General features: G+C 72.6%; 21 protein-coding genes. 12 read left to right on the forward strand and 9 right to left on the reverse strand.

Translation table 11 applies throughout. The features are described 5' to 3' along the window. Positions 1-9 precede the first annotated feature (9 nt). The 6 genes from ACIGAQ_RS01565 (at position 10) to ACIGAQ_RS01590 (ending at position 7,495) form a co-directional block, all read left to right on the forward strand. Positions 10-837, forward strand: a complete 828-nt coding sequence (locus ACIGAQ_RS01565) for an MOSC domain-containing protein (RefSeq protein WP_399778307.1) — start codon at positions 10-12, stop codon at positions 835-837. A 139-nt stretch (positions 838-976) separates the two neighbouring features. Next, on the forward strand, positions 977-2,068 hold the full coding sequence (locus tag ACIGAQ_RS01570; protein ID WP_399778309.1) for a family 43 glycosylhydrolase: 1,092 nt from the start codon (positions 977-979) through the stop codon (positions 2,066-2,068). Between the two features lies 1 nt (position 2,069). Beyond that, the gene (locus ACIGAQ_RS01575) at positions 2,070-3,482 is read left to right on the forward strand and encodes an RICIN domain-containing protein (protein WP_399778311.1); all 1,413 of its coding nucleotides are present in this window, start codon (positions 2,070-2,072) and stop codon (positions 3,480-3,482) included. Positions 3,483-3,597: 115 nt separating this feature from the next. Beyond that, positions 3,598-4,635 (forward strand): rhamnogalacturonan acetylesterase, encoded by a 1,038-nt coding sequence (locus ACIGAQ_RS01580; protein WP_399778313.1) that lies wholly within the window; start codon positions 3,598-3,600, stop codon positions 4,633-4,635. Positions 4,636-4,781: 146 nt separating this feature from the next. Further along, positions 4,782-6,464, forward strand: coding sequence for a DUF2264 domain-containing protein (locus tag ACIGAQ_RS01585; RefSeq protein WP_399778315.1), 1,683 nt, complete (start codon positions 4,782-4,784; stop codon positions 6,462-6,464). Between the two features lie 239 nt (positions 6,465-6,703). Next, positions 6,704-7,495, forward strand: a complete 792-nt coding sequence (locus tag ACIGAQ_RS01590) for an isocitrate lyase/phosphoenolpyruvate mutase family protein (RefSeq protein ID WP_399778317.1) — start codon at positions 6,704-6,706, stop codon at positions 7,493-7,495. Positions 7,496-7,508: 13 nt separating this feature from the next. Here ACIGAQ_RS01590 and ACIGAQ_RS01595 read toward each other — a convergent pair whose 3' ends face one another. Further along, positions 7,509-8,096 carry a TetR/AcrR family transcriptional regulator gene (locus ACIGAQ_RS01595; protein WP_399778319.1) on the reverse strand — a complete coding sequence of 196 codons (588 nt, stop codon included), beginning with the start codon at positions 8,094-8,096 and terminating at the stop codon, positions 7,509-7,511. Between the two features lie 110 nt (positions 8,097-8,206). Then, a complete protein-coding gene (locus ACIGAQ_RS01600) occupies positions 8,207-9,529 on the reverse strand; it encodes a jacalin-like lectin (protein WP_399778321.1) in 1,323 nt (440 codons plus the stop codon). Between the two features lie 249 nt (positions 9,530-9,778). On the opposite strand from ACIGAQ_RS01600, the gene ACIGAQ_RS01605 reads away from it, so the two are divergent. The 3 genes from ACIGAQ_RS01605 (at position 9,779) to ACIGAQ_RS01615 (ending at position 13,415) form a co-directional block, all read left to right on the forward strand. After that, on the forward strand, positions 9,779-11,470 hold the full coding sequence (locus ACIGAQ_RS01605) for a PHP domain-containing protein (protein ID WP_399778323.1): 1,692 nt from the start codon (positions 9,779-9,781) through the stop codon (positions 11,468-11,470). Then, positions 11,467-11,979 carry a hypothetical protein gene (locus tag ACIGAQ_RS01610; RefSeq protein WP_399778324.1) on the forward strand — a complete coding sequence of 171 codons (513 nt, stop codon included), beginning with the start codon at positions 11,467-11,469 and terminating at the stop codon, positions 11,977-11,979. The genes ACIGAQ_RS01605 and ACIGAQ_RS01610 overlap by 4 nt, the downstream gene beginning before the upstream one ends. A 143-nt stretch (positions 11,980-12,122) precedes the next feature. Beyond that, on the forward strand, positions 12,123-13,415 hold the full coding sequence (locus ACIGAQ_RS01615) for an MFS transporter (protein WP_399778326.1): 1,293 nt from the start codon (positions 12,123-12,125) through the stop codon (positions 13,413-13,415). Between the two features lie 28 nt (positions 13,416-13,443). Here the strand turns inward: ACIGAQ_RS01615 and ACIGAQ_RS01620 are convergent, their stop codons facing one another. The 6 genes from ACIGAQ_RS01620 to ACIGAQ_RS01645 form a co-directional block, all read right to left on the reverse strand. Beyond that, positions 13,444-16,320: a glycoside hydrolase family 2 TIM barrel-domain containing protein gene (locus tag ACIGAQ_RS01620; RefSeq protein ID WP_399778328.1), complete on the reverse strand. Its 2,877-nt coding sequence runs from the start codon at positions 16,318-16,320 to the stop codon at positions 13,444-13,446. Positions 16,321-16,332: 12 nt separating this feature from the next. Then, positions 16,333-17,214 (reverse strand): carbohydrate ABC transporter permease, encoded by an 882-nt coding sequence (locus tag ACIGAQ_RS01625; RefSeq protein ID WP_362277847.1) that lies wholly within the window; start codon positions 17,212-17,214, stop codon positions 16,333-16,335. Beyond that, complete coding sequence (locus ACIGAQ_RS01630; protein ID WP_311688912.1) at positions 17,211-18,179, reverse strand: sugar ABC transporter permease; 969 nt, start codon at positions 18,177-18,179, stop codon at positions 17,211-17,213. The genes ACIGAQ_RS01625 and ACIGAQ_RS01630 overlap by 4 nt, the downstream gene beginning before the upstream one ends. A 20-nt stretch (positions 18,180-18,199) precedes the next feature. After that, on the reverse strand, positions 18,200-19,465 hold the full coding sequence (locus tag ACIGAQ_RS01635) for an ABC transporter substrate-binding protein (protein WP_399778331.1): 1,266 nt from the start codon (positions 19,463-19,465) through the stop codon (positions 18,200-18,202). A gap of 236 nt (positions 19,466-19,701) precedes the next feature. Beyond that, a complete protein-coding gene (locus ACIGAQ_RS01640) occupies positions 19,702-20,946 on the reverse strand; it encodes an ROK family transcriptional regulator (RefSeq protein WP_399778333.1) in 1,245 nt (414 codons plus the stop codon). A gap of 293 nt (positions 20,947-21,239) precedes the next feature. Further along, positions 21,240-21,680, reverse strand: a complete 441-nt coding sequence (locus ACIGAQ_RS01645) for an STAS domain-containing protein (RefSeq protein ID WP_399778335.1) — start codon at positions 21,678-21,680, stop codon at positions 21,240-21,242. Between the two features lie 132 nt (positions 21,681-21,812). Here ACIGAQ_RS01645 and ACIGAQ_RS01650 point away from each other — a divergent pair, with 132 nt between their 5' ends. Continuing rightward, the gene (locus tag ACIGAQ_RS01650; protein ID WP_399778338.1) at positions 21,813-22,163 is read left to right on the forward strand and encodes a helix-turn-helix transcriptional regulator; all 351 of its coding nucleotides are present in this window, start codon (positions 21,813-21,815) and stop codon (positions 22,161-22,163) included. Between the two features lie 137 nt (positions 22,164-22,300). On the opposite strand, the gene ACIGAQ_RS01655 is transcribed toward ACIGAQ_RS01650, so the two are convergent. After that, entirely contained in the window at positions 22,301-23,557 is a 1,257-nt protein-coding gene (locus ACIGAQ_RS01655) for an FAD-binding protein (RefSeq protein WP_399778341.1), read from the reverse strand. A gap of 175 nt (positions 23,558-23,732) precedes the next feature. Here ACIGAQ_RS01655 and ACIGAQ_RS01660 point away from each other — a divergent pair, with 175 nt between their 5' ends. Together ACIGAQ_RS01660 and ACIGAQ_RS01665 are read left to right on the forward strand one after the other, a co-directional pair. Continuing rightward, on the forward strand, positions 23,733-24,740 hold the full coding sequence (locus ACIGAQ_RS01660) for a hydroxyacid dehydrogenase (RefSeq protein ID WP_399778344.1): 1,008 nt from the start codon (positions 23,733-23,735) through the stop codon (positions 24,738-24,740). Positions 24,741-24,876: 136 nt separating this feature from the next. Next, on the forward strand, positions 24,877-26,202 hold the full coding sequence (locus ACIGAQ_RS01665) for a radical SAM protein (RefSeq protein ID WP_399778347.1): 1,326 nt from the start codon (positions 24,877-24,879) through the stop codon (positions 26,200-26,202). Positions 26,203-26,342 lie beyond the last annotated feature (140 nt).

Here is a 26,342-nt window from a genome sequence, read left to right on the forward strand (position 1 = left end):
CGGAAGGCCATGGCCCGAGTCACCGAGCTGCTGTACTACCCCGTCAAGGGCTGCGCCGGGACGTCGGCACGGGAGCTGGTGCTGACCCCGGCCGGTCCGGCCCACGACCGCAGCTTCATGGTGGTGAGCGAGGAGGGCGTGTACCGCACCCAGCGGCGCCATCCCCTCCTGGCCGTCGTCCGTCCCGCCGTGACCCCTGACGGCGCCCGTCTCACGCTCTCCGCGCCCCGGACCGAACCTCTCCAGCTGGGGGTGGACACCTCCGGGCCCCGGCGGCGGGTCGACCTCTTCGGCACCGCCTACCAGGGCATCGACCAGGGCGACGAGGTGGCGGAGTGGCTCTCCGGAGTGCTGGGCGCGCGCAGCCGGCTGGTGCGGGTACCGCCCGAACACCACCGGGTGACCGACGGCGCGACCGCGGGCACCTCCGGCTTCGCCGACAGCTGTGCCGTGCACCTCCTGTCCCGCGCCACCCTCGCGCTGCTGGACCGGAAGCTCGCCGCACGCGGGGTCCCGCCGCTCCCGGTGAACCGCTTCCGTCCCAACATCGTCGTCGACGGCTGGGACGAGCCGCACACCGAGGACCGCGCCCACCGCCTGCACGTCGGCGAAGCCGAGTTGGCCTACGCCAAGCCCGCCATCCGCTGTGCCGTCACCCTCGTCGAGCAGGAGTCCGGGTCCAGGGCGGGACCCGAGCCGCTGCGCACCCTCGCCGGCTACCGGCGGGCGGCCCGGGGCGGCGTCGCCCTCGGCACCAAGTACGCCGTGCCGCGGCCCGGCAGGGTGTCCGTCGGTGACGAGGTGACCGTCACGGCATGGGGCGCGTCCGAGGTGTGACACGGTCCCGAACGCCTTTGTCCCGTCGGACCCGTTGACCTCCCCGTGGCCCACCCTTACCTTTTCGGCGTTCGTAATGACAGATGACGTTCGAGATGTCAAACAACGTCGGGTGTTTCCCCCACGAGAGGCAGGCCGCATGAGCCGCGACCCCGCTCTGCCCGAACCCCCCAGCCGCAGGCTGCTGCTGAAGGGCGCCGCCGCCGCGGGCGCCCTGGCCGCCGTCCCCGCCGTCCCCGCGGTCGCCCGGGCGGCCGACCTCGCCCGGCCCTCGAAGCCGGCCCCCTTCGTCAACCCGCTCGTGCGCAACCGCGCCGACCCGCACATCCACCGGCACCGGGACGGCCGCTACTACTTCACCGCCACCGCCCCCGAGTACGACCGCATCGTGCTGCGCCGCTCCCGCACCCTGAACGGCCTGGGCGCGGCGGCCGAGTCGGTCATCTGGCGCGCCCACCCCACGGGCCCGATGGGGGCCCACATCTGGGCGCCCGAGCTGCACCGCATCGGCGGCAAGTGGTACGTCTACTTCGCCGCCGCGCCCGCCGAGGACGTCTGGGCGATCCGCATCTGGGTGCTGGAGAACGCCCACCCCGACCCCTTCAAGGGCACCTGGGTGGAGAGGGGCCAGGTCAAGACGGCCTGGGAGACCTTCTCCCTGGACGCCACCACCTTCACCCACCGCGGCACCCGCTACCTCGCCTGGGCGCAGCACGAGCCCGGCATGGACAACAACACCGGCATCTTCCTGTCCGAGATGGCCGACCCGTGGACCCTGAAGGGCCCGCAGGTGCGCCTGTCCACGCCCGAGTACGACTGGGAGTGCATCGGCTTCAAGGTCAACGAGGGCCCGTACGTGCTCAAGCGCAACGGCCGCCTGTTCATGACCTACTCGGCCAGCGCCACCGACGCGAACTACTGCGTGGGCCTGCTGACCGCCGACGCCGACAGCCACCTGCTGGACCCCGTGAGCTGGTCCAAGTCGTCGGCCCCGGTCTTCACCAGCAACGACACCACCGGGCAGTACGGCCCCGGCCACAACTGCTTCACGGTCGCCGAGGACGGCCGCACCGACGTCCTCGTCTACCACGCCCGCCAGTACAAGGAGATCGAGGGCGACCCGCTGAACGACCCCAACCGGCACACCCGCGTCCAGAGGTTCGGCTGGAAGCCGGACGGCACTCCCGACTTCGGCATACCGGTCGCCGACACCACCCGGGCGGGGGAATGACATGAGACGCGCCTGCGCCGCCCTCCTCGCCCTGTGCGTCGGCCTGTTCGGCGCCCTCGCCACCGCCGGGCCCGCCCACGCCGCACCGCAGACGATCACCAACGGCACCCAGTTCAGGGACACTTCGGGCAGTCCCGTACACGCGCACGGGGGCGGGGTCCTCAAGGTCGGGTCCTACTACTACTGGTTCGGCGAGCACCGCAACGCCGACAACACCTTCCGCTATGTCGACGCCTACCGCTCGACCGACCTGAAGAACTGGGAGTTCCGCAACCACGTCCTGACCGAGGCGAGCGATCCGGAGCTGGCGACCGCCAACATCGAGCGGCCCAAGGTCATGTACAACGCGGCCACCGGCACGTTCGTGATGTGGATGCACAAGGAGAACGGCACCGACTACAGCGAGGCCCGCGCCGCCGTCGCCGTCTCCGGCACCGTCGACGGGGACTACACCTGGAAGGGCAGCTTCCGGCCGCTCGGGCAGCACATGTCCCGAGACATCACGGTCTTCACCGACACCGACGGCACCGGGTACATGGTCTCGGCCGCCCGCGAGAACTACGACCTGCAGATCTACCGCCTGACCGCCGACTACACCGGTATCGCGAGCCTGGTCGCCAACCCTTGGCCGGGCGGACACCGCGAGGCCCCCGCCCTGTTCAAGCGGAACGGCGTGTACTTCATGCTGACCTCGGGCGCGACGGGCTGGAACCCCAACCAGCAGCAGTACGCCACCGCCACGGACATCGCCGGTCCCTGGTCGGCCATGAGGAACATCGGCGACGCGACGACGTACGGCTCGCAGACCGCGTTCGTCCTGCCCGTGCAGGGTACCTCGGGCACCTCCTACCTGTACCTCGGTGACCGCTGGGGCAACTCCTTCGGCGGCACCGTCAACGACTCCCGGTACGTGTGGCTGCCGCTGGACTTCTCCGGCGCCACCACGATGTCGATGTCCTGGTCGCCCGAGGTCACCGTCGACGCGGCCGCCGGAACCGTCTCCGGCACCGGCGCCACCTACCAGACCCTGATCGCCCGGCACTCCGGCCGGTGTGCGGACGTGACCGGTCAGTCGCTGTGGCAGGGCGCCCAGATCAAGCAGTACGACTGCAACGGCGGCGGCAACCAGAAGTACTGGTTCAAGCCCGTCGGAAGCGGCTTCTCCCGGCTGATGGTCCGCAACAGCTCCCTGTGCGTGCAGGAGAACGCGAACACGGTCACCCAGGAGAACTGCGACGCCTCCGCCACGAGCCAGCAGTGGTCGTTGACCACGACCGGCTCGTACGTGAGCGTCAGGTCGCGGGCGAGCGGCGAGTGCCTCGACGTGAACGGCGGCTCCACCGCCAACGGTGCCGCGGTCATCACCTACACCTGCAACGGCGGCACCAACCAGCAGTGGACGCGCGGCACCTGACCGTCACGGGAAGGCGAGCCGGCTCCGCCCGGAGTGCCGTCCGCACCCTGGAAAGCGCTTGCTGCGGGCGGTACGGTCCACCCTCAGGTCCTGTCGTCCGCTGGAGGAGCCGCGAGTGAGACGTCTCAGCATCACCGTCGTGGCGGCGGCGGCCCTGGCCACCGCGCTGCCGACCGCCCCGGCCGGGGCGGCCGGGGCCCCCGCGGGCCACGCGCAGTGCGCCGCCGGTGTCTGCCACTTCGACGTGCCGCCGGGCACGTACGACGTACGGATCGAACTCGGCGGAGCGGCCGCGTCGAGCACGAGTGTCGGCGGCGAGACCCGCCGCTCCCTGCTGCCCGAGACGGCCGTACCGGCCGGTGAGCGCGTCACCCGCGCCCTCACCGTGAACGTCCGCACCCCCGAGGGCGAACCCACCGGCCCCGACGGCACGCCCGGCCTGGACCTGCGGATCGGCGGATCCGCCCCCGCCCTCGCCGGGATCCGGGTCACCCCCGCCCGGCACGCCCGCCAGATCTTCCTGATCGGCGACTCCACCGTCTGCGACCAGCCGGGCGACCCGTACTCCGGCTGGGGACAGCAGCTGCCCCAGTACCTCCGCAAGGGCGTGTCCGTCGCCAACTACGCGGATTCCGGGGAGAGTACGGTGTCGTATCTGGGGAACCCGCAGCTGTGGGCCACCGTACGGCCCCTGATCCGTCCCGGTGATCCGGTGCTCGTCCAGCTCGCGCACAACGACAAGACCACGGACGAGGCCACCTACCGGGCCAACCTGGAGACCCTGGTGGCGGGCGTCCGGGAGCGGGACGGACAGCCGGTCCTTGTCACGCCGATCGTGCGCCGCTGGTTCAACGCCGACGGCACGCTCGACAACGGAACCGCCCTCCTGGTCAACGGCCTCGGCGTCGACCACCCGGCGGTCGTCCGCTCCGTGGCCGCCGCGCGGGACGTCCCGCTGATCGACCTCACGGCGAAGACCAAGGAGCTCGTGGAGTCGCTGGGCGTGGAAGCGTCCAAGGCGCTCTACCTCACCACCGAGGCGCGGGACAACACCCACACCTCCGTGCGCGGGGCGACCCTCTACGCGCGCCTGGTCCGCGACGAACTCGTCACCCGCCATCTGGTGCCGCGGGGCACGGTGCGGGTGGGATGAACCCCTGGGGCGCCCCGACCGGAACCGGGGCGCTCCAGGCCCGGCCCGTTCCGTTCCCCGTCCGGCCCGTTCCCCGTCCGGCCCGTTCCGCGCCCGAACGGTCGGCGCCCGGCCGTTCCGGCCGGTCCCAGCACGAGAGAGAACCGATGCAGCTGCCCGCCGCCGACCGCACGGCGTCCCCGTACACCGGCTACACCCGCGCCCACTGGGAGGCGGCCGCCGACGCCCTGCTCGCCGCCGTCGAACCGTACGCGTCCGAGGACCGGGCGCTGTACCACCTGCCTGGGGACCGCACCAGCTGGTCCGGCCGCCTCTCCGACGGCCTGGAAGGCTACGCCCGCACCCTGCTGCTGGCCGCCTTCCGCCGCGACGAGAAGGCCCTGGAGCGCTACGCCGCCGGCCTCGCCGCCGGGGTCTCGGGCGTCTGGCCGCGCATCGAGGACCGCGGCCAGCCCCTGGTGGAGGCCGCGTCGATCGCCCTGGCGCTGCGCCTGACGCGGGACCTGCTGTGGGACCGCCTGGACGACGGCGTGCGGCAGCGGACGGCGGCGTGGCTGACCGACGCGCTCACGGCCGAACCCTGGCCCTGCAACTGGGAGTTGTTCCCCGTCACGGTCGGCGGTTTCCTCGCGGAGGCAGGCCACGAGCCGGAGGCGTCCCGCGCTGCGGTCGACCGCGGCCTGGAGCGCATCGAGCAGTGGTACCGGGGCGACGGCTGGTACACCGACGGCGACGGCCGCAAGTACGACTACTACAACGGCTGGGCCCTGCACCTCTACCCGGTGCTGCACGCCTGGCTGGAGCGGGACGAGCGCCTGCTGGAGCTGTACGGGGGCCGCCTGGAGCGGCATCTCGCCGACTACGCCCGCCTGTTCGGGGGCGACGGTGCCCCGATGCACCAGGGGCGTTCCCTGACATACCGGTTCGCGACGGCCGCCCCGCTGTGGCTGGGCGCGCTGACCGGCCGTACGCCGCTGGAGCCGGGGGAGACCCGGCGGCTGGCGTCGGGCGTGCTGAAGTACTTCCTGGACCGGGGCGCGGTCGACGACCGGGGCCTGCTGACCCTCGGCTGGCACGGCCCCGACCCGTCCGTCCTCCAGGGCTACTCGGGCCCGGCCTCCCCGTACTGGGCGAGCAAGGGCTTCCTCGGGCTGCTGCTGCCGCCGGAACACGAGGTGTGGACGGCGCCGGAACGTCCCGGGCCGGCCGGGCGCGAGGACGCCGTCACCCCCGTCGGACCGCCCAACTGGCTGCTGCAGTCGACCCGTTCGGACGGCCTGGTGCGCCTGCACAACCACGGCAGCGAGGACGTGCGCTACGACCCCTACTACACGCGCCTCGCCTACTCGACCGTGACCGCGCCCGCCGCGTCGCACGACAACAGCGTGTTCGTGGGCGGCGACCCGGGCCGCACCGGGATCGAACCGCTCGGCACCGGTCCGGGCTGGGCGGCCTCGCGGCACACGGCGGCCGGGGGAGCGCGGGTCACCAGCGTGGTGCTGGCCCGCGGGGCGACGGAGGTGCGCGCCCATCTGGTCAGCGGCGCCGAGCCCGGGACCGTGGTGCGCGTGACCGGGTGGAGCGCCCCGGAGGGCGTCCGCGCGGAACTCCTGCCCGCCGTCGGCCTCGACGGCGACCTCAGCGGCCGCACCGCCGGGGACGCCACCCTGTTCGTCGCGCTGGCCCGCCTCACCGCCGAGCCGGACCCGCGGCCGCTGGCGCAGACGGTGCGTGTCGACACCGACGGGACCGGCGCGGTGACGGTCCGCTGGAGCGCCGGACCCGAGATGCGGGTCCGGCTGGAGGAGACAGGCGTACACGTGACCTGACCCGACGTCCGCACGCGAACCGGTACTCATGGGGGCGGCTGTTGAGCGAGGCACGGTGCGCGGGGGCCGGCACGCGCTGAGCCCGCGTCGCACGAGCCGGCACCTGCGTGAGCCCGCGTGCGCGGGAGACGCCCCGTGCGGGCGCCGGCGGCGCGGGCTCCGGTCCGTGCAGGGCCGTGTGTGCGGACGGGCGTCGTCGTTCGGCGGGCGCCGAAGCGATGCCGGCCTAGCGTGGCGGCATGACCGAAAGCCCCCGGCGCCCCCCGCCGGCCTCCGCCTTCGCCGCGCTCCACCACGCCGAGGAGCCGCTGCTGCTGCCCAACGCGTGGGACTACGCCTCCGCCCGGGCCCTCGCCGGGCAGGGTTTCCGGGCGGTGGCGACGACGAGCCTCGGCGTCGCCGCCGTCGCGGGCCTGCCCGACGCGGCGGCCGCGACCCGCGAGGAGACGCTCCGGCTGGCCTTCGTCCTCGGCTCGGCACCGCTGCTGCTGTCCGTCGACGCCGAGGCCGGCTTCGGCGACGACCCGGACGAGGTCGCGGAGTTCGCGCGTGAGCTGTACGCGGTCGGTGTCGCCGGCATCAACCTGGAGGACGGCCTCGGCCCCGCCGGACGCCTCGCCGCGAAGATCTCCGCCGTGAAGCGGGCCGTCCCCGGGCTCTTCGTGAACGCCCGCACCGACACCCACTGGCTGGGCGACGGCGACACCGCGGACACGCTCGCCCGCCTCGACGCCTATCAGCGGGCCGGCGCGGACGGCGTGTTCGTGCCGGGACTCCTCGACCCCCGCCGGATCGCCGCCCTGGTACGTCGCCTGGACGTCCCCCTCAACGTCCTCTACTCACCCGCCGGGCCGTCCGTCCGGGAGCTCGCCGACGCCGGCGCCCGCCGTATCAGCCTGGGCTCACTGCTGTACCGCAGGGCGCTGGGCGCGGCCCTGCAGGCGGCGGCCGACATCCGGGCCGGCCGGTCGCCGGAAGGAGTGACGCCGTCGTACGGCGACGTGGCGGGGCTTCTTCCGCCGCCGGGCTGACGGGCGCCCCGGTTCAGGCGTCGGGGCGTCCCTGCTCACGGGGCCAGTTGAGCAGCAGTATGTGCAGGGCGTCGATCGCCTTGTCCCAGGAGGCCTGGACGTCGCGGGGCGCGCCGAAGGCACCGGTGGACTCCAGGGCGCAGTAGCCGTGGAACGCGCTGCGCAGCAGGCGTACCGCGTCGGTGAGGTCGGGTTCCTCCAGACCGTAGGCGCGGAGCATGCCGTAGGTGACCTCGGCGGTGCGACGCAGGGCGGGGGAGTCGGTGACCAGGGCCTCGTCCAGGGGGAGCTGCGTCGCCGCGTAGCGGCCGGGGTGCTCCAGGGCGTAGGCCCGGTAGGCGCCGGCGAAGGCGGCGAGCGCGTCCCGGCCGGTGCGTCCGGCGACCGCCGCCGCGATCCGGTCGATCATCTCGCCGCCCGCGAGCAGGGCCATCCGGGTCCGCAGATCCCGCAGACTCCTGACGTGCGAGTACAGGCTCGCGTCCTTCACCCCGAAACGGCGGGCCAGGGCGGACAGGGTGACCTGGTCCAGGCCCGCCTCGTCGGCGAGGTCGGCCGCCGCCGTGACGAGGCGGTCCGGAGTGAGGCCGGCTCTGGGCATGGGACTCGGGCCTCCCTGTCGGACGGTGCCGTGTCGGCTGGGGCCGTGCGATCGTAGCTCGCGCCGCACTCCGGGCCGGGGCGCCGGCCGCCCGGGAGGCTCCCGGCCGCTCAGCGCACCGGCGCGTGGATCACCCCCAGCTTGTCGATCTCGGAGGCCGCGCGGCCCGTGAAGCCCACGATGCGGTGGCCGGAGGGGGCGGTGAAGGTCCGCGCGTCGGACGTGGCCGTGCCGGCGGACAGGGTGCGGCCCCGGTCGGTGGTGAAGGACGCCGAGAAGATCCTGGTCCGGCCGTCCTTCTGCCCCTGGGTCAGCCGCACGGAGGTCAGGTGCTCCCCGGCGGCCAGGGTCAGGGAGCGGGCCGTGCCGCCCGTGCCGCCGTGGGAGAGGACCGTACCGTCGTCGTGGGTGAGGGACAGCGCGTCCAGGCGGGCGTCACCGCGCAGGGTGAGGGTGCGGGGAGCGGGGGTCGCGGGCAGGTCGTCCGCGTCGTTGAACGCCGTGCCGTGCGGGCCGCCGAAGAAGTCGCTCGCGCGCAGTGCGGGGTCCAGGGTGTAGGAGAAGCCGACCGTGTGCGGGAAGTGGTCGGAGAGGTGCTTGCCGTCGGAGCGCAGGAAGGACCGCCAGTCGTTGGCGTACCCGGTGGCGGTGAGGTCCACGAGCGCGCCGCCCCGGTAGAGCACCTTGTCCACGACCTCGCAGTCGTTCGAGGGCGCTGCCGCGTCGCAGACCAGCGCGTCGTCGCCCTGGGCCGGCGGGACGCCGCCCCGCGCGTGCTCGACCCAGGCGTCCGTCAGGCCGTTCTCCGTCACGAGGGTGCGGATGTTGTCGCCGGCGCGGGTGTACCGGGTGTTGGTGTCGCCCATGACGATCACCGCGTTGCCGGACGAGTTCGCCTGGATGAAGTCGGAGAGCTGCTCGATGTTGGCCCGGCGCGCGGCCAGCGCGTCGTCCGTCGAGTCGGCGTTGGTGTGGACGTTGTACAGGTCGACGTAGACGCCCTCCGCCAGCCGGACCCGCGCCAGGCTGAAGCCCTTGGGGGTGAGGCAGTTGGTGCCGGTGCACTGGTTCCACTTCACCCGCTGGAAGTCCTCGAAGGGGAAGTCCGACAGGGTGTTGAGGCCGTCGCCGAAGGCCGCACCGCCGCTGGTCGCGGTGCGGTACGGGTGCCGGTCGTTGGCGTACAGCGAGGCGTGGTAGTTGAAGTCCTCCTGCACGTTGACGATGTCGTACGCCCCGAGCCGCTGCCCGATCAGCGGGGTGTTGGTCTCGGGGTCGCTGTCGCCGAGGCCGAGGGGCAGGCCGGCGATGTTGTAGGTCAGGACGTCGAAGGAGCCGGTGAGCGGGGCCGCGGCCGCGGGGGTGGCGGTTCCGGCGGTGAGCCCGCTGAGGGCCACGGCGGCGGCGGCGAGGATGCCGAGGAGTCGTCTCATGGTGGGGGTGTCTCCGGTCGGGGAGGCGCGACGGAACCTGAACGATGCTCAGGTTGAGCGCCAACCAGTGTGGCGAACAAGGCGAGTTGAGGAAACAGTGAGAGACGGGGAGATCCGCCGTGCCGGGGCCGCCCGCCGCTCATCCCCTGGTCGTTCAACGTTCACCTTTCGCCTCGATCCTCCACACGCGGCGTGGCCACGCGCCGCGGAAGGCAGCCGCCGCACCGGCGGCACACAGGAGGCACTTCAATGGGACACGGGCACGCACACGGCCATCACCACCACGAGCACGACCACGCGCACGAGGCCGCACCGGCCCTGCCCGCCGCCTTCGACACCTCCGTCCCCGACGAGGCCCTCACCCCCGAACAGGCCTCGCGCCGCTCGCTGCTGCGCCGGGCCGGCCTGCTCGGCGCGGGCCTCGCCGCCGGCAGCGTCCTCGCCCAGGCCACGCCCGCCGCCGCGTCCGCGGGCCGCCGCCGCAACGGCTTCCTGTGGCTCGCCGGCGACCACCACATCCACACCCAGTACAGCAGCGACGGCAAGTACCGCGTGGTCGACCAGGTCCGCCAGGGCGCCAAGCACGGCATGGACTGGCTCGTCATCACCGACCACGGCAGCGCCACCCACGCGAGGATCGGCGTGGAGAAGGTCAACCCGGACATCAGGGCCGCCCGCGCCGCCTACGAGGACACGCTCGTCTTCCAGGGCCTGGAGTGGAACATCCCGGCCGCCGAGCACGGCACCGTCTTCGTGCACCCGGGCAAGAACGAGGTCGCCGTCCTCAAGCAGTTCGAGACGGACTACGACGGCAGCGTCAGGAACGCCTCCGACTCCACGCCGGCCAACGAGGCGCTCGCCGTCGCGGGTCTGAGCTTCCTCGCCGACCAGGTCAGGCGCCGCAAGGTCGAGGACGCCCTGATGCTCGCCAACCACCCGGCTCGGCGCGGCGTCGACTCCCCCCACGAGATCCGGGCCTGGCGCGACGCCACCGGCTCCGGCCGGCAGATCGCCGTCGGCTTCGAGGGAGCCCCCGGCCACCAGGCCGCCGGCCTGCCCGCTCCGCTCGGCATGGCCCGCGCCCGCGGCATCTACGACAACAGCCCCTCCGCCAACTCCTTCCCCGGCTACCCGCCGGAGAGCTACCGCACCTGGGGCGGCTTCGACTGGATGACCGCCACCGTCGGCGGCCTGTGGGACAGCCTCCTCGCCGAGGGCAAGCCCTGGTGGATCACCGCCAACTCCGACTCCCACCAGGTCTACGCCGACACCGCCGTGCGCGGCCCCGGCGGCGACTTCAACGCCGACGGCCGCTACCCCGACCCCGTCTACGGCGGGAAGATCGACGTCACCCAGGGCGACTACTGGCCCGGCCAGTACAGCCGCACCCACGTCGGCGCCGACGGCTTCTCCTACGCCGCCGTGATGGACGGCATCCGCGCCGGCCGCGTCTGGGTCGACCACGGGCAGCTCGTCGACGCCGTGGACGTGCGCGTCACGGGCGGCGGCCGCTGGGCCACCCTCGGCGGCGCGCTGCACGTCAGGAAGGGCACCCGGGTCACGCTCACCGTCGACGTGACCCCGGCCGGCGGCCCCAACTGGGCCGGTTTCGTCCCCGAACTGGCCCGCGTCGACGTCATCCGGGGCGCGGTGACCGGCCCGGTCGCCGACCGGGACACCTTCACGGCCCCGACCGCGAAGGTCGTCAAGGCGTACGACGTCAGCAAGGCCACCGGTCCCGTCCGCCTCACCTTCGACCTCGGCCGGGTGGACAAGCCCGTGTACCTCCGGCTGCGCGGCACCGACGGCAACCGGTCCGCCGTCGGCGCGCTGGGCGCGGCCGTCGACCCGGCGGGCCCCGCGCTCGACGTGGTCGGCGACGCCGACCCGTGGCGCGACCTGTGGTTCTACACCAACCCGGTGTGGGTCCTGCCCGCGTGACGCCGCACGCCCTCACCGTCGACCCGGGCATCGGGCAGCTGCGCGCGGCCGACCACCTGCTGCACACCCTGGCGGCCGAACTCGCCCTGCCCGAGGACGTGTTCGGCTGCACCCACCTGGTGCGCGGCGAGCGTCCCCGGGTCGTGCTGTCCTTCGCCCTGCCGTCGGAGCCGCTCCAGCGCACCGCCGTGGAGCGGCTCACGGGCCTGGGGCACACGGTCGCGTCCGGCGTGCCGGACCGAGTGGGCCGCGCGGTGCTCTACCCGGGCGCCGCGTCGCTCACCGGCACGATGACGGTCGCCGAGTTGCTGTCCCGGTCCGCGATCGACCGGGTGACCGTCCTCGGCACCCCGGAGCGGCCCGCGCCCGGCACACCGCTGGCGACCCGGGACCACGTGCGCCCGCAGTGGCAGGACGGCGCGCTCGTGCTGACCGCCATGCCCGCCGTGGGCGGCGCCCTCGTCCCCTTCGAGGTGCCGGACCCGACCCCGTGCTGCGCGGACCACTGAGACGGCTCAGGGCACGGGTCCGCCGGCGGGGCGGTTCCTCACCGCCCGGAGATCACTCACGGCCCCGAGAACCACCGTCCCGGACCTGATGGAAGCAGGCACCATCGAGGAGTTCGGCGAACACCGCACACGGGGGAGACGGCATGGCACACGAGGCGGACCGGCGCGAGGACGAGCCGGGAGGGGCCCCGGCCGGTGCCGACAGCGAGGTCCTGCCCGCTGCCCGGCCGCTGTGGCGGCAGCGGGACTTCGGGGTCTTCTGGACCGCCCAGACCCTCTCCGTGCTCGGCGACTCCTTCGCGCTGATCGCCCTGCCCCTGCTGGTCCTGGAGGCCACGGGCTCGGTCGCTCGCATGGGCTTGCTGACGGCGGTGGGCGGGGCGGCGTCGGTCGTGGCGGCCGTGTTCGCGGGGGCGGTGGTGGACCGGGTGGACCGGCGCCGGCTGCTCATCGCCTGCGACCTGGTCCGCATGGGCCTGTACGGCGTGATCCCGCTGGTGTGGCTGTTCGGCCCGCAGATCTGGCTGCTGTACGCCGTGCTGCCGCTGTGCGAGGCCGTCGGCATGCTGTTCGCGGTCGGCTACGTCACGGTCGTGCGCGCACTGGTCGGCACCGCGCGGCTGACGGAGGCCAACGGGCGGCTGAACGCGACGGCCGCCACCGCCGGTGTCCTCGGGCCGCTGTGCGCCGGGCTGGTGGCCGCCTGGTCGGGCCCGGCCGCGGCGGTGGGCGTGAACGCGGCCAGCTTCGGGGTGTCGGCGCTGTGCCTGCTCCTCGTCCGGCTCGGGCCTCGCACGGCGGACGAGCGGGCCGGTGCGCGCACGGGCCTGTGGCGGGACCTGGGCGCGGGCGTGGCCTTCCTGCGCGGTCACCCGGTGCTGCGCTCCCTGACCGCTCTCCTCTTCGTCTTCAGCTTCCTCACCCTGGGCCTGAACGACCTGGTCATCCACCACCTGAAACACGACCTCGGCCACGACGACGGCACGGTCGGCACGGTCATGGCGGCCGGCGCGCTCGGCACCGTCACCGGCGCCCTGCTGGTCGCCCGGATCCGCCGCCGCCTCGGCTTCGGGGCGACCTGGACCGGCGCCGTCGCCGTGTGCGGCCTGGCCTTCGCCGGTCTCGGCTGGGCCCGCGACGTGCCGGTCGTGGCCGCCCTGAGCGCCGCCTTCCTGGCCTGCGCCGGCATCGCGGGCACCTGCTCGATGTCGCTGCGCCAGGAGGTCACCCCCGAGCACCTCCTGGGCCGCGTCACCTCCGCCTTCTGGACCCTGCAGTACGCGGCGGCGCCGATCGGGGCGGCGGTGCTGACCTGGGCCGCCGAGGAACAGGGCACGACGCCTGTCGCCCTGGCCGCCGGGGCGACCTGCGTCCTGCTCGCCGGGGCGGCCCTGTTCACCCCGATCCGCGCCTCGGGCCGCCCGGTCGGCCGCTGACCGTCAATCGGTCGGCCGACCGGTCAACTCATCGCTCCGTGGCCGAGAACACGAACGAGAACTGCGCCGGCTCGGCCTTCAGGTGGTAGCGCGGCAGCGGGCCCGGACCGCACGACTGCGAACCGATGCCGTGCTGCCCGTGGTCGAGATTGACCCACACCGTGTCCCCGGGCACGAGGTCGGTACGGTGCCGGGCCGCGTCCAGCTGCTCGCTCGTCCAGCGCCGCGCCGTGAACCAGAACTCCGGGTCGCCCTCGATCCGCAGCCCGCCCAGCTCCACCCAGCGCACGTCGGCACGGGCGCCGTTCTCCTGAGGGCGGACATACGGCGTCTGCAGCCCGTCCACCGTCGACCGCCAGCGGCCCACCATGGACGCCGCGCGGGTGTCCGGGTACGCCTCGCCGGGACCGCCGCCGAACCACTCCACCGTGCCGGCCTCCGGCAGCCCGAGACGCACCCCGAGCCGGGGCAGCGGCACCGTCCAGTCGCCCTGGGGCGTCACGGCCACGGACAGCCGCAGCCGCTCGCCGTCGGACGTCCAGCGGTACACCGTGTCCAAACCCACCTCCCGGGCGGCCGGCGCCACCCGGGTGCGGACCGTCAGCGCGTCGTCGCCCGCCTCGACCGACACCAGGCGGTGGCGCATCCGGTGCAGGCCGAGTGCCCGCCACAGCAGGCCGTAGCGGGTGTCGGACTGCCACTCGGCGCCGTCGTCGTTGTCGGTCGGCGCCCGCCACACGTCCAGGCGCGGCGTCGCCGCGACCGGCACCGCGCCGATCGAGAGCAGCGCCCCGGTCCGGGCGTCGAAGGCGGCCGGGCCGAGCGTGATCCGGTCCCCGTCGGGCACGGGCCTGTCGGTCGCGGGGAAGGTCGGAAGCGGCCGCGTCCCGACGGCGAACTGCCCCCAGGCCACGACATGGTCCTTCGCCGCCCAGGCGGTGTCCCGCGCGAGCAGCGCCCGTACCGTCCACTGCCGTTCGCCGCCCCGGCCGTCCGCGGGCGGCTCGGGCAGCTTGACCTCGGCGCTCTCGCCCGGCGCGAGGGCCGGCACCCCGAGGGAGCCCGACTCGACGGTCTCCCCGTCCACCTGGCAGGACCACTCGAAGGCCAGCGCGGACAGGTCGGCGAAGTCGTGCTTGTTGGTGATGCGGACGAGGCCGTCGGCGCCGTCGCCCTCGATGTGGACGGGCTCGATCACCTTCTTGTACTCGATCAGGCCCGGCGACGGCGTCCGGTCCGGGAAGACCAGCCCGTCGCAGACGAAGTTGCCGTCGTGCAGCTCCTCACCGAAGTCGCCGCCGTAGGCGTAGCCCAGCCCGGGGTGCTCGACGCCGTGGTCGATCCACTCCCAGACGAACCCGCCCTGGAGCCGCTCGTGCCGCTCGAACAGTTCCTGGTAGTCGGCGATCCCGCCCGGGCCGTTGCCCATGGCGTGCCCGTACTCGCACTGGATGAACGGCAGTTCGCGGCGTTTGCGGGTGCCGCCGTCGAGCCGCTGCCCGATCCGGTCGACCTCGTCGTGGAAGGCGTACATCCGCGAGTACACGTCGGTGTCGCGGCAGTTCCAGTCGCCCTCGTAGTGCACCAGCCGCTCGGGGTCGCGGGCGCGGATCCACTCGGCCATGGCGGTGAGCCCCCGGCCGGTGCCGGCCTCGTTGCCCAGCGACCAGAACACGACCGACGGGTGGTTCTTGTCCCGCTCCACCATCCGCGCGGCCCGGTCCAGCAGGGCCGGGGTCCAGCGGTCGTCGTCGACCGGGTTGTCCCGCCAGTCCTGCTCGGTGAAGCCGTGGGTCTCCAGGTCGCACTCGTCGATGACCCACAGCCCGTACTCGTCGCACAGGTCCAGGAAGGCCGGGTGCGGCGGGTAGTGCGAGGTGCGCACGGCGTTGAGGTTGTGCCGCTTCATCAGCAGCACGTCCTCGCGCATGGTCTCCAGGTCGAGCGCGCGGCCCGTGCGCGGGTGCCACTCGTGCCGGTTGACGCCCTTGAAGAGGACCGCCGTGCCGTTGACCTTGATCAGGCCGTCCTCCAGGGCGACCGTGCGGAAGCCGATGCGCAGCGGCACCCGTTCGCCCCCGGTGGCCAGCACACCGTCGTACAGCTTCGGCGTCTCGGCGGTCCACGGCTCGACGGCGACGGTCACCGGCTCGCCGGTGGCGACATCGATGTCCAGGGCCGGGACGGTCACCCGGCCCTCGACCTCGGAGTCGACGCGCAGGGTGCCCTCCCCGGTGGTGTGGTCGTAGGAGGCGTGCACGAAGTAGTCGCCGGCACAGCCCTCCGGGCGGTGCAGCAGCGTCACGTCACGGAAGATGCCCGGCAGCCACCACTGGTCCTGGTCCTCCAGGTACGACCCGGCCGACCACTGGTGGACCCGGACGGCGAGCACGTTGCCCCCGGATTTCAGCAGGTGCCCCACCGCGAACTCGTGCGGCAGCCGGGAGCCCTTGAACTCGCCGAGCTCGGTGCCGTTCAGCCAGACGCGGGCGCAGGACTCGACGCCGTCGAAGCGCAGCACCGCCCCGCCGTCCGAGGGCCAGTCGGACGGCAGGTCGAAGGCGCGCAGGTGGTCACCGGTCGGGTTCTCCGTCGGCACGTGCGGCGGGTCGACCGGGAAGGGGTAGAGGTGGTTGGTGTAGATCGGGGACCCGAACGCCCCGTCGCCCTGGAGGACCCAGTGCCCGGGGACCGTGACCTCGGCCCAGGCCCCGGCGTCGTAGCCCTCCTCGGCGAACGAGTCGTCCTCGGCGCCGGCCGTGGCCGACAGCCGGAAACGCCAGCTGCCGTTCAGCGACAGGGACCGCGCGTCCGAGGACGCGTACCAGGCGCGGGGCGGCAGGGCCCCGCTGCCCGGGGAGACGTCCTCGACGTAGTCGACGGACGGGTTCGTGCGGAAAGACATCGGTCTCCTAGCTCAGCCCTTGATGCCGGTCTGCGCGATCCCCTGCACCAGCCAGCGCTGGAGGAAGAGGAAGACGAAGACCAGGGGCAGGATCGAGATGGCCGTGGCCATGAAGATCAGGTGGTAGTTGACGGTCTGGTTCGTCATGTACGACGACAGCGCCACCTGGACGGTCCAGGCGCTCGGGTCCTGGCCGATGACCAGGGGCCACAGGAAGGCGTTCCAGCCGTTGATGAAGGTGATCGTGGCGATGGCCGCGAAGAAGTTCAGCGAGTTCGGCACCACGACACGCCAGTACGCGCCCCAGTAACCGAGCCCGTCCACGCGCGCCGCCTCCTCGAGCTCCTTCGGGAACCCCAGGAAGTACTGCCGGAACAGGAAGCACGTGAAACCACTGAAGAGGCCCGGGATGATGAGACCCCGGTAGCTGTCGACCCAGCCGAGGGACGACACCAGGACGAAGCTCGGCACGAACGTGACCGCCGTGGGAACCATCAGGGTGGCCAGGACGGCGTAGAACACCTTGTTCGCGTGCCGGTACGGGATCCGGGCCAGTCCGTACCCGGCGAGCGAGCAGATCAGCAGGATGCCGGCGGTGTGCAGGACGGCGACGACCACGGAGTTCCACAGGGAACGGGCGAAGTCGACGGTGACGTCGTCGAACGGCTCGGTGAGGTTGCCCCACTGGACGGTGGTGGGGAACCACTTCCACTCCTCGCCCGTGATCTCCGGGTCCGTCATGAAGGCGTTGCGGACGATCAGGTAGAAGGGGATCAGGAACAGGACGGCGGCGACGCCGGTCGCGAGGTACAGGCCGGTGTTGCCGATGACCCCGCCACGCCGGACCCTGCCCGGCTTCGCGGTCTTTCCCACCTCGGGTGCTGTGGTGGTCACTTGGACTCCTCACCCCTTCCGAAGCCCATGATCCTGCCCTGGAGCAGGGTGACGACGCAGATGAGCAGGGTCAGGACGACCGCGCCCGCGCTGCCCGCGCCGTAGTTCTGGTTCTCGCCGAGGGCCATCTTGTACAGCTCGACCAGCGGGGGCTGGCCCCAGGTGGCCTTGGAGAGCAGGTTGAAGAACTCGTCGAAGGCCTGGTAGGCGGCGATCAGCAGGAGCAGGATCACCGCGGTGGACGTGGCCCGCAGCTGCGGCAGCGTGATGTGCCGGAAGGTCTGCCAGCCGGGCTTGGCGCCGTCGATCGCGGCGGCCTCGTACAGCTCCCGCGGGATGTTCTGCAGTGCCGCCAGGAACAGGATCATGAAGAAGCCCGACTGGAGCCACAGCCGGACGGTCACGATGACCAGCCAGTACCAGGGCGGGTCGGGGCTCGCCAGCCAGGCGATGTTGTCCACGCCGAACCAGCCGAGGACGGTGTTGGCGAGGCCGAAACGGACGCCGTTGAAGAGGGACATCTTCCAGATCAGCGAGGCGGCGACGTAGCTGACCGCGGTCGGCAGGAAGAACACCGACCGGAAGAACGCCCGCATGAACCGCAGCCGGTTCACCAGCAGCGCCAGGCCCAGCGACAGCGCCCAGGTGGCGGGCACGATGAACGCGGCGAACACGGTGAACGTGACGAGCGAGTTGCGGAAGTCCGTGTCGGTGAGGACCTCCTTGTAGTTGGCGAACCCGACGAACTCGCTCGGCGTGACCGTGAAGCGCGCCTCGAAGAAGCTGAGCCAGACGCTCCAGCCGATCGGCACGAAGACGAAGATCACCAGGCCGATCAGGAACGGCCCGGTGAAGAGCCAGAAGTTGAAGGTGCTGCTCGCCCTGAGGCCCCGCCGCGGCCGGTCCTGGGAGACCCCGGCCGGGGCGGGGCTCTCGGCGACCCCGGGTGTGGTGGTGGTCGACATGTCGCGATCCGTCCGGCGGCCTAACCGAAGAGCTTCTTGAGCTCGGCGCCGACCTTCTTCTCGCAGGCGGCGAGCTGGGCCTTCGGGTCCCCGTTCTTGCGGACGGAGTTCGCCATGACGTCGTTGAACGCGGCGATCATGGCCTGGGTCCAGCCGATGTTGTCGAAGTGCCCGAACTCGTTGAACAGCTTCACGCCCTCGGCCGGCAGGCCCGACTTCAGCTTGTCGGCGGACCGGGCGAGGGAGGTGCGCGGTGGGATGTGGAAGCCGTAGGAGGTGGCGAAGTCCTCCTGGTACTGCTTCTGGTCGATCCACAGCCACTTGACGTATTCCTTGGCCGCCTCGACGTTCTTGCCCTTGGCGTTGACGAACATCGACCAGCCGCCGTTGTAGACGGACTCCTTGCCGGCCGAACCGACCTTCGGGAAGGGGAAGATGCCGATGTCGTCGCCGAGCGCCTTCTGCATGACCGGCATGGCCCACATGCCGCACCACTGGATCGCCGTCAGGCCCTGGGTGAAGGCCGAGGGGTCCCACCAGTCCGCGGGGGCGCCGAGCAGCAGGTCGCCGCTGGTGAACAGGCCACGCAGCTGCTTGAGGCCGTCGGCGACCGCGTCGGTGTTGAAGGCGGGCTTGTTGTCGGCGGTCAGGGTGTCGGCACCGGCCGACCAGATCAGGTTGTGCTGCACCGGGGTGAGGTCGTTGCCCAGGTAGGCGCCCTTGACCTTGCCGGTCTTCAGCCGGGCGGCCGCCTCGACCAGCTCCTCCAGGGTCGTCGGCACCTCGACGCCGGCCTTCTCGAACATCGACGGGCGGTAGAAGAAGAACTGCGGATCGTCGATCATCCGGACGCCGTATATCTTCCCGTCGACCGTGTGCGACGTGATGTCGGCCTGGTTGAAGTCGTCCTTGACCGGCTCGATGATGTCGGTCAGGTCGGCCACCTGACCGCTCTTGACGAGCTGGATCTGCGGGTGGAACTCGAAGACGTCGGGCGCGTTGTCGGTGAGCAGCGCGGCGAAGAGCTTCTGCTCGAAGTTGTTGCCCGTGATCCACCGGGTGGTCACGTCGGCGTCCTTGTAGGCCTTGGCGTAGCGCTTGACGGCCTGTTCGACGCCGGCCTCGCCGTACGCGTGGAAGTACTGCACCAGGTTCTTGCCCGAACCGGATCCGCCGCCCCGCCCGGTGTTGCTGCCGCAGGCGGCCAGTCCGCCGGCGGCGGCCAGGCCCATCGCGGCCCGCAGTACGGTTCGGCGGTCCCAGGTGCTGTTGCTCGATGCCGACATGCTGACGTCCTTGTCTTGAGTACGGCTGCGGCTCTTCGGCTCACGGCCTGCCGGCGCCGGCCCGGTGGGCGCTCGGCCCGGGGAGGTGCGCCGGATGGCTCGAAGAGGGGGTGCGGTGCGGGACGCTAGAGCTTCGGCTAAGGCTTCGGCAAGGGGTTGGACGAAGTCGGTGCGAAGCGTTGTCTCCGGTTCGCGATATCGAACACCCGAAGGGTGCGGAGGTGGTGCTTCCGCCGCTACGAGGGCGGCGCGGTGGCACGGCCGCGCGCGGCGGCGCGTTTGCCGTTCTTCTGCCCGACCGCCTGCAGCGCGCCTTCCAGGGCGAACGTCGCCGCGCCCAGGCAGACGGAGTCGGTGGGGATCGGCGACAGGACGATCTCGGTGGCGGCCAGCGGCCGCGGCAACGCGTGCCGCGTCACGGCGTCGCGCACCTCGCGCAGCAGCGGCTCGCCCAGGGTGCGGGCGACCCAGCTGCTCAGCACGACGATCTCGGGGTTGAACAGGTTCACCAGGTCGGCGACTCCGGCGCCCAGATAGCGGGCGGTCTCATGGACGGCCCGGCGCGCCACCGGGTCGCCCGCGACGACTCCCCGGGCCAGCGCGTCGATGGTGGCCGTCTGGTCCTCGGGGTGCAGCAGCGCGCTGTCGGGGCTCAGCTCCCGCAGGTTGAGCATGATGCCGCGGGCGCCGACATAGGCCTCCACGCAGCCGTGGTTGCCGCACCGGCACAGTCGTCCGTCCAGCACCATCGTGGTGTGGCCCCACTCGCCGGCGCTGTTGCTCACTCCGCGGTGCAGGCCGCCGCCCAGGACGAGCCCGGCGCCCACGCCCGTCCCGAGGTTCACCACCACCGCGTTCCCGCGCCCGCGCGCGGCCCCGAACCACAGCTCGGCGACCGCACTGGCACGCAGCGGGTTGTCCAGGTACAGCGGGTAGGCGATGTGCTCGGTGAGCAGGTCGAGCAGCGGCACGTCGTGCCAGTCCCAGTTGGGGGCGTACTCGGCGATGCCGGTGGCCCGGTCCACCTGCCCCGGCACGCTCACCCCGACCCCGAGCACCCGGGCGCCCTCGACGCCGGCCTGCGCGACCACCGCGCCGACGGCCGTCGCCACGTGGCCGACCACCTGCTCGGGCAGGCTCTCGCCGGGCCGGACGTCCTCCTCGGCCCGGGCCAGGACGTTCAGTCCCAGGTCGAACAGCTCGACGTGGACGTACGTCTCGGCGATGTCCACGCCGATCAGCGCGCCGCCCGACGTGTTGACCGCGACCAGGCCGCGGGGGCGCCCACCGGCCGAGTCCTCGAAGCCGACCTCGGTGATCATGCGCAGGTCGAGCAGCTCGCCGACGAGGGTGGCGACGGTCGCCAGACTGAGGCCGGTGGCGGCCGCGAGTTCCTGCCGGGAGGTGGGGGACGCCGCGATGATCTGGCGCAGCACCTCGTAGCGGTTCGCGGTGCGGATGTCGCGTGATGTGCGCTTCACCGGGTGCCCATCCCTTCCCAGACCGGCTCGGGCCGGGTCGACGTCGGCACCGGCGCGGCGCAAGGCTATGGGCTGCCGGGACTTTCGACAAGGGCTTTGGAAAGGGGCTTTATAAAGTGCACGCCGGTGGTGAGCGGCCGCGTGTGGGGGTGTGGCTTGCTCATGATGCCCGAGGGGGTGGGGCGGGGGTGTCCCGGGGTGGTGCGGGGGCGTCCCGGCGCGGGGTCGCGGTCGGCCCGTCCCTGGCACGGGGCACCGGCCGGACGCGGGGCGAGGCCCGCTGCCGACCGCTGTCAGAGGACCGGGGGTACCAGCTCCGCCGACGGGCCGGGCTGTCGCTCCGGGGCCTCGAACAGCTCCCGCGCACCCGTCAGGTCGAGCAGGCGCCCGACCGCCGTCCCCGCGGAGCGCACGGTGACCGTCCTGCCCTGGCCGAGGGCCCGGGTGCGCAGGTCCATGAGCATGCCCAGGCCGGAGCAGTCACAGAATCCGACCGCGTCCAGGTGGAGGTCGAGACCGCTGCCCGACAGGGCGAGGACGTCGTGCAGGTACGGCAGCAGCCGCCGGCTGCCCAGGTCCAGCTCTCCCCGCACGGTCACGTTCGTCCGGTCGCCGTCCGGCGTGACGTCCAGGGTCGCCAGGCAGGGCGGCACCGCCGTGGGCGCGTCGTCGCTCGCCGTACCTGCGGCGCGCCCCTCGGGGTGGGACCGTGCAGGGTACGCACGCTCCGGCATGGCCGTCGCTCCTCCTCCGTCCGCCCTGCCCTCGTCTCCAGCGTTGCCCCTCTACCCCACACCTGTCAACCGATACATGAAATGCAGTACGTGTTTTTGAGTGCGCGAATGTTCGGTCAGTAGAGTGGGGGCATGGATGGAGTGCCCGAGCCCCACACCGGATGGACGTTCCTCACCAATCACGCCCGGGTGCTGGCGGCCATCGCCGACAACCACAGCGCCCGGATCAGGGACATCGCGGCCCACTGCCGGCTCACGGAACGTGCTGTCCAGAAGATCATCTCCGACCTGGAGCGGGACGGATACCTCTCCCACACCCGCGAGGGCCGGACGAACACGTACCGGATCGACCCCGGCAAGGTGCTGCGGCACCCCGCCGAGGCCGGCCTGACCGTGGCGTCCCTGCTGTCGCTGCTGCTCCAGGACGAGGCGGACCGCGTCGTGCCCCCCGGCAGGCCCGGCCGGCCGCACGCCACGGCCTGACCGCCCGGCGCGTGCCGCCACCCCTGGCGCGCCCCGCGCCCACGCCGGCGTCCCTGCTCACCTCCGTCGGCGTGCCCTGCACTCCCAGGGGCACACCCTGCCCCCGCGGGCACGCCTCGCACCCGGCGCGGGCGCCCCTACGCCCCTGCCAGCACGTCCCGCACGAACGTGTTGGCGAACGTGCCCCGCGGGTCCAGCTCCCGCGCCAGCGCCCCGAAGTCGCCCAGGCGCGGGTACAGCCTGCCCAGGGCGGGGGCCGGCAGGGTGAACACCTTGCCCCAGTGCGGCCGTGGCGAGAGCGGAGCCAGTGCCTCCTCCACCCGCCGCACCACCGGCAGCACCGCCCGGGTGTCCGCCACCCACGTGAAGTGGACCGCCACCGTGTCCTGGCCGTAGGACGGGCTCAGCCACTGGTCGTCCGCGGCGACGGTACGCACCTCGCAGGTCTGCAGGACGGGCGCGACGGTGTCCCGGATCGCGTCGAGCGCGTGCAGCGTCTCCACGGCGTGGTCGCGCGGCAGCAGGTACTCCGACTGCAGCTCCGCTCCGCTGCTCGGCGTGAACTCCGCCCGGAAGTGCGGCAGCCGCTCGTGCCACGGCCCCGGCACGCCGAACTGCTCGGTGCAGTTGACCGCTGGCATGCCCGGCACCGGATGCAGCTTCTCCGTGGCCGGCGCGGCCCACGGGAAGGCGGGCAGCGGCTGGTCCGTGCGCCGCTTGAGCCACACCTGCCGGAAGCCCGGCGCCCGCCAGTCGGTGAACAGGCTGACGCTGTACGCCGTCGCCATCACCGTCTCGAACACCCCCGCGTCCAGCCCTTCCAGCGGCAGTTCGGTGAACAGGTGCTGCTCCACCTCGTAGGCCGGCTCCAGGTCGAGGGTGAGCGCGGTGACCACGCCCAGCGCGCCGAGCGAGGTGACGGCCCCGCCGAACCGCTCCTCGTCCCGGCCGATGCGCACCGTCGCACCGTCGGCGGTGACCATGTCGACCTCGCGGACGGGCGCCGCGAGCGGTCCGTTGAGCACCCCGGAGCCGTGCGTGCCGGTCGCGACCGACCCGGCCACCGAGATGTGCGGCAGGGAGGCCATGTTGGGCAGCGCGAGCCCGTGCGCGTGCACCCGCCGGGCCAGTTCCGCGTAGCGCACGCCGCCGCCGACCCGGACCGTGCGGGCCGCGGTGTCGACGTCCACCTCCGGGGGCAGGTCCGCCAGGGACAGCAGGACGCCCTCGGCGCCGGGCTCGGCTATCGCGTTGAACGAGTGCCCGCTGCCCAGCACCCGCACCCGGTCGCTGTCCGCCACGAGCGCTCGCAACGCGTCGAGCGAGCCCGGCCGGTGCAGTTCCTTCGCGGCGTAGGTGATGTTGCCCGCCCAGTTGGTCACGGTCCCGTTCATCGCGTCGTCCTTCCCGAGGCAGCGGGGCCGGGAAAGCCCCTGCCGGAACCTACCCCGGCCGCTGTGCATTGCCGACGCCGCCCGGGTCCGCCTACCGTGGAGACGTTGCAGAGAGCGGTTTCTGCCCCGTCGCCGGCGCCGCTCCGCCCGCGTCACGAGTGGGAAGGTCTCCTCCTTGAGCCAGCGCCCCCAGGCACTGTTCGCCATGGCCGCCGAGCACGTGCCGCAGGTCTTCCCGCCCGAGGTGCTCGCCCGGCTGCGGGCGTCGGTGGAGCTCGACCCCGCCCTGGTGGTACGGGACTTCACCGAGCCCGCCGTCCGCGATGTCCTCGCCCGGACCGAGGTCCTGGTGACCGGCTGGGGCTGCCCGCGCCTCGACGAGGCGGTCCTGGACGCCGCCCCCCGGCTGCGCGCGGTGCTGCACTCGGCCGGGTCGGTGAAGTCCTTCGCCGGCCCCGCGCTCTGGGAGCGCGGCGTCGTCGTCTCCTCGGCGGCCGCCGCCAACGCGCTGCCGGTCGCCGAGTACACCCTCGCCATGATCCTGCTCGCCGGGAAGGACGTGCTCGCCGCCCGTGAGCGGCTGCGCGCCACCCGGGTGTCGGCCGGCTGGGGCGTCGTCCCCGGCATCGGCAACCACGGCCGGCGCGTCGGTGTGATCGGCGCCTCCCGCATCGGCCGGCGCGTCCTCGAACTGCTCCGCCCCTTCGACCTGCGGCCCGCCCTCACCGACCCCTACGTCGACGAGCGCGAGGCCGCCGCGCTCGGCGTCCCCCTGCTGTCCCTCGACGAACTGCTGCGCACCAGCGACATCGTCACCGTCCACGCCCCCGAGACACCCGAGACCCGGCATCTGATCGGCCGGCGCGAGCTGGCCCTCATGCCCGACGGGGCGGCGCTGATCAACACCGCCCGCGGCTCCCTGGTCGACCACGCCGCCCTCGTGGCGGAACTGCGCGCCGGGCGCCTGACGGCGATCCTGGACGTCACCGACCCCGAGCCGCTCCCGGCCGACTCGCCCCTGTACGACCTGCCCGGGGCGTTCGTCACCCCGCACCTCGCGGGCTCCCAGGGCAACGAGCTGGCCCGGCTCGGCCTGGCCGTGACGGAGGAGGCGGAACGGCTGCTGGCCGGGGACGCTCTGGCCCACGCCGTCGATCCCGCGGTCCTGGACCACGCGGCCTGACGACGACCTGTGATAGCAAAGCGGGCGAAGTGGCAGATTCCTGGCATCGCACCGGCTCGGGGGGACCGGTACCGCTCCCGCACACCCATGGGCATACCGTGAGGAGTCGTACGTCCGAGCCGGGAGGAGACACGGGATGGGCAGCGGCAGCCGTACCGCGCTGGTCGAGGATCTGATGGAGCGGTTCCCGCACGTTCCGCGGGAGGCCGTCTTCAAGGAGGACCTGCTCCGGGGCGGTGTGGCCTTCGACCCGTCCGCGCTCAGCGACAACGAGGACGGCGAGGTCAAGCCGAAGTCGTACTTCATCTTCTCCTTCGACCACGGCACCCTGCCCGAGCTGGGCGAGGCCGCGCTGCGCCGCCCGCCCGAGGAGATCATCCTCACCGGCGGCCCCTACGACCTGCGCCGCACGGTCGTCTCGGTCCGGGTGAACCCCGCCTCGCCCTACCGTGTCGCCGCGAACGAGGACGGCGTGCTCGGCCTCTACCTCGACGGCAGGCGGATCTCCGATGTCGGCGTGCCGCCGATGCCCGAGTACTACCGGCACACCCTGTCCAACGGGAAGTCGGTCATGGAGGTCGCCCCGACCATCCAGTGGGGCTACCTCATCTACCTGACGGTCTTCCGGGTCTGCCAGTACTTCGGCGCCAAGGAGGAGTGCCAGTACTGCGACATCAACCACAACTGGCGCCAGCACAAGGCCGCCGGCCGCCCCTACACGGGCGTGAAGGACGTCGAGGAGGTCCTCGAAGCCCTGGAGATCATCGACCGGTACGACACGGCGAAGACCTCCACCGCCTACACCCTCACCGGCGGCGCCATCACCAAGACGGTCTCCGGCCGTGACGAGGCCGACTTCTACGGCCACTACGCCAAGGCCATCGAGGAGCGCTTCCCCGGCCGCTGGATCGGCAAGGTCGTCGCCCAGGCCCTGCCGCGCGACGACGTCCAGCGGTTCAAGGACTACGGCGTGCAGATCTACCACCCCAACTACGAGGTGTGGGACGAGTACCTGTTCAAGATGTACTGCCCCGGCAAGGAGCGGTACGTCGGCCGCGACGAGTGGCACAAGCGCATCCTGGACTCCGCCGAGGTCTTCGGCGCCCGCAACGTCATCCCGAACTTCGTCGCCGGGGTCGAGATGGCCGAGCCCTTCGGCTTCAAGACGGTCGACGAGGCCATCGCCTCCACCACCGAGGGCCTGCGCTTCTTCATGTCCCACGGCATCACGCCCCGCTTCACCACCTGGTGCCCGGAGCCCACGACCCCGCTCGGCAAGGCCAACCCGCAGGGCGCGCCCCTGGAGTACCACATCCGCCTGCTGCAGGCCTACCGGCAGACGATGGAGGACTTCGGCCTCTCCTCGCCTCCCGGCTACGGCCCTCCCGGCGCCGGAAACGCGGTCTTCTCGGTCAGCTCCTTCATGGACAGCCTGCCCGCGGACGAACCCGTCGAGGTCTGACCCGCTCCGCTTGAGACGGAGCGGCGTGCCGTACGTACAGCGTCCCGGAGCCCTGCTGCGGGATTTGAATACGCGGCTTGTCAGTTGTGTCGGAAGCGTGAAAAACTCCTCCCCGCCCCGAGGTTCCCCCCAACTCCAAT

This window comes from Streptomyces sp. NPDC085932, assembly GCF_044540525.1.
Classification (GTDB): domain Bacteria; phylum Actinomycetota; class Actinomycetes; order Streptomycetales; family Streptomycetaceae; genus Streptomyces; species Streptomyces levis.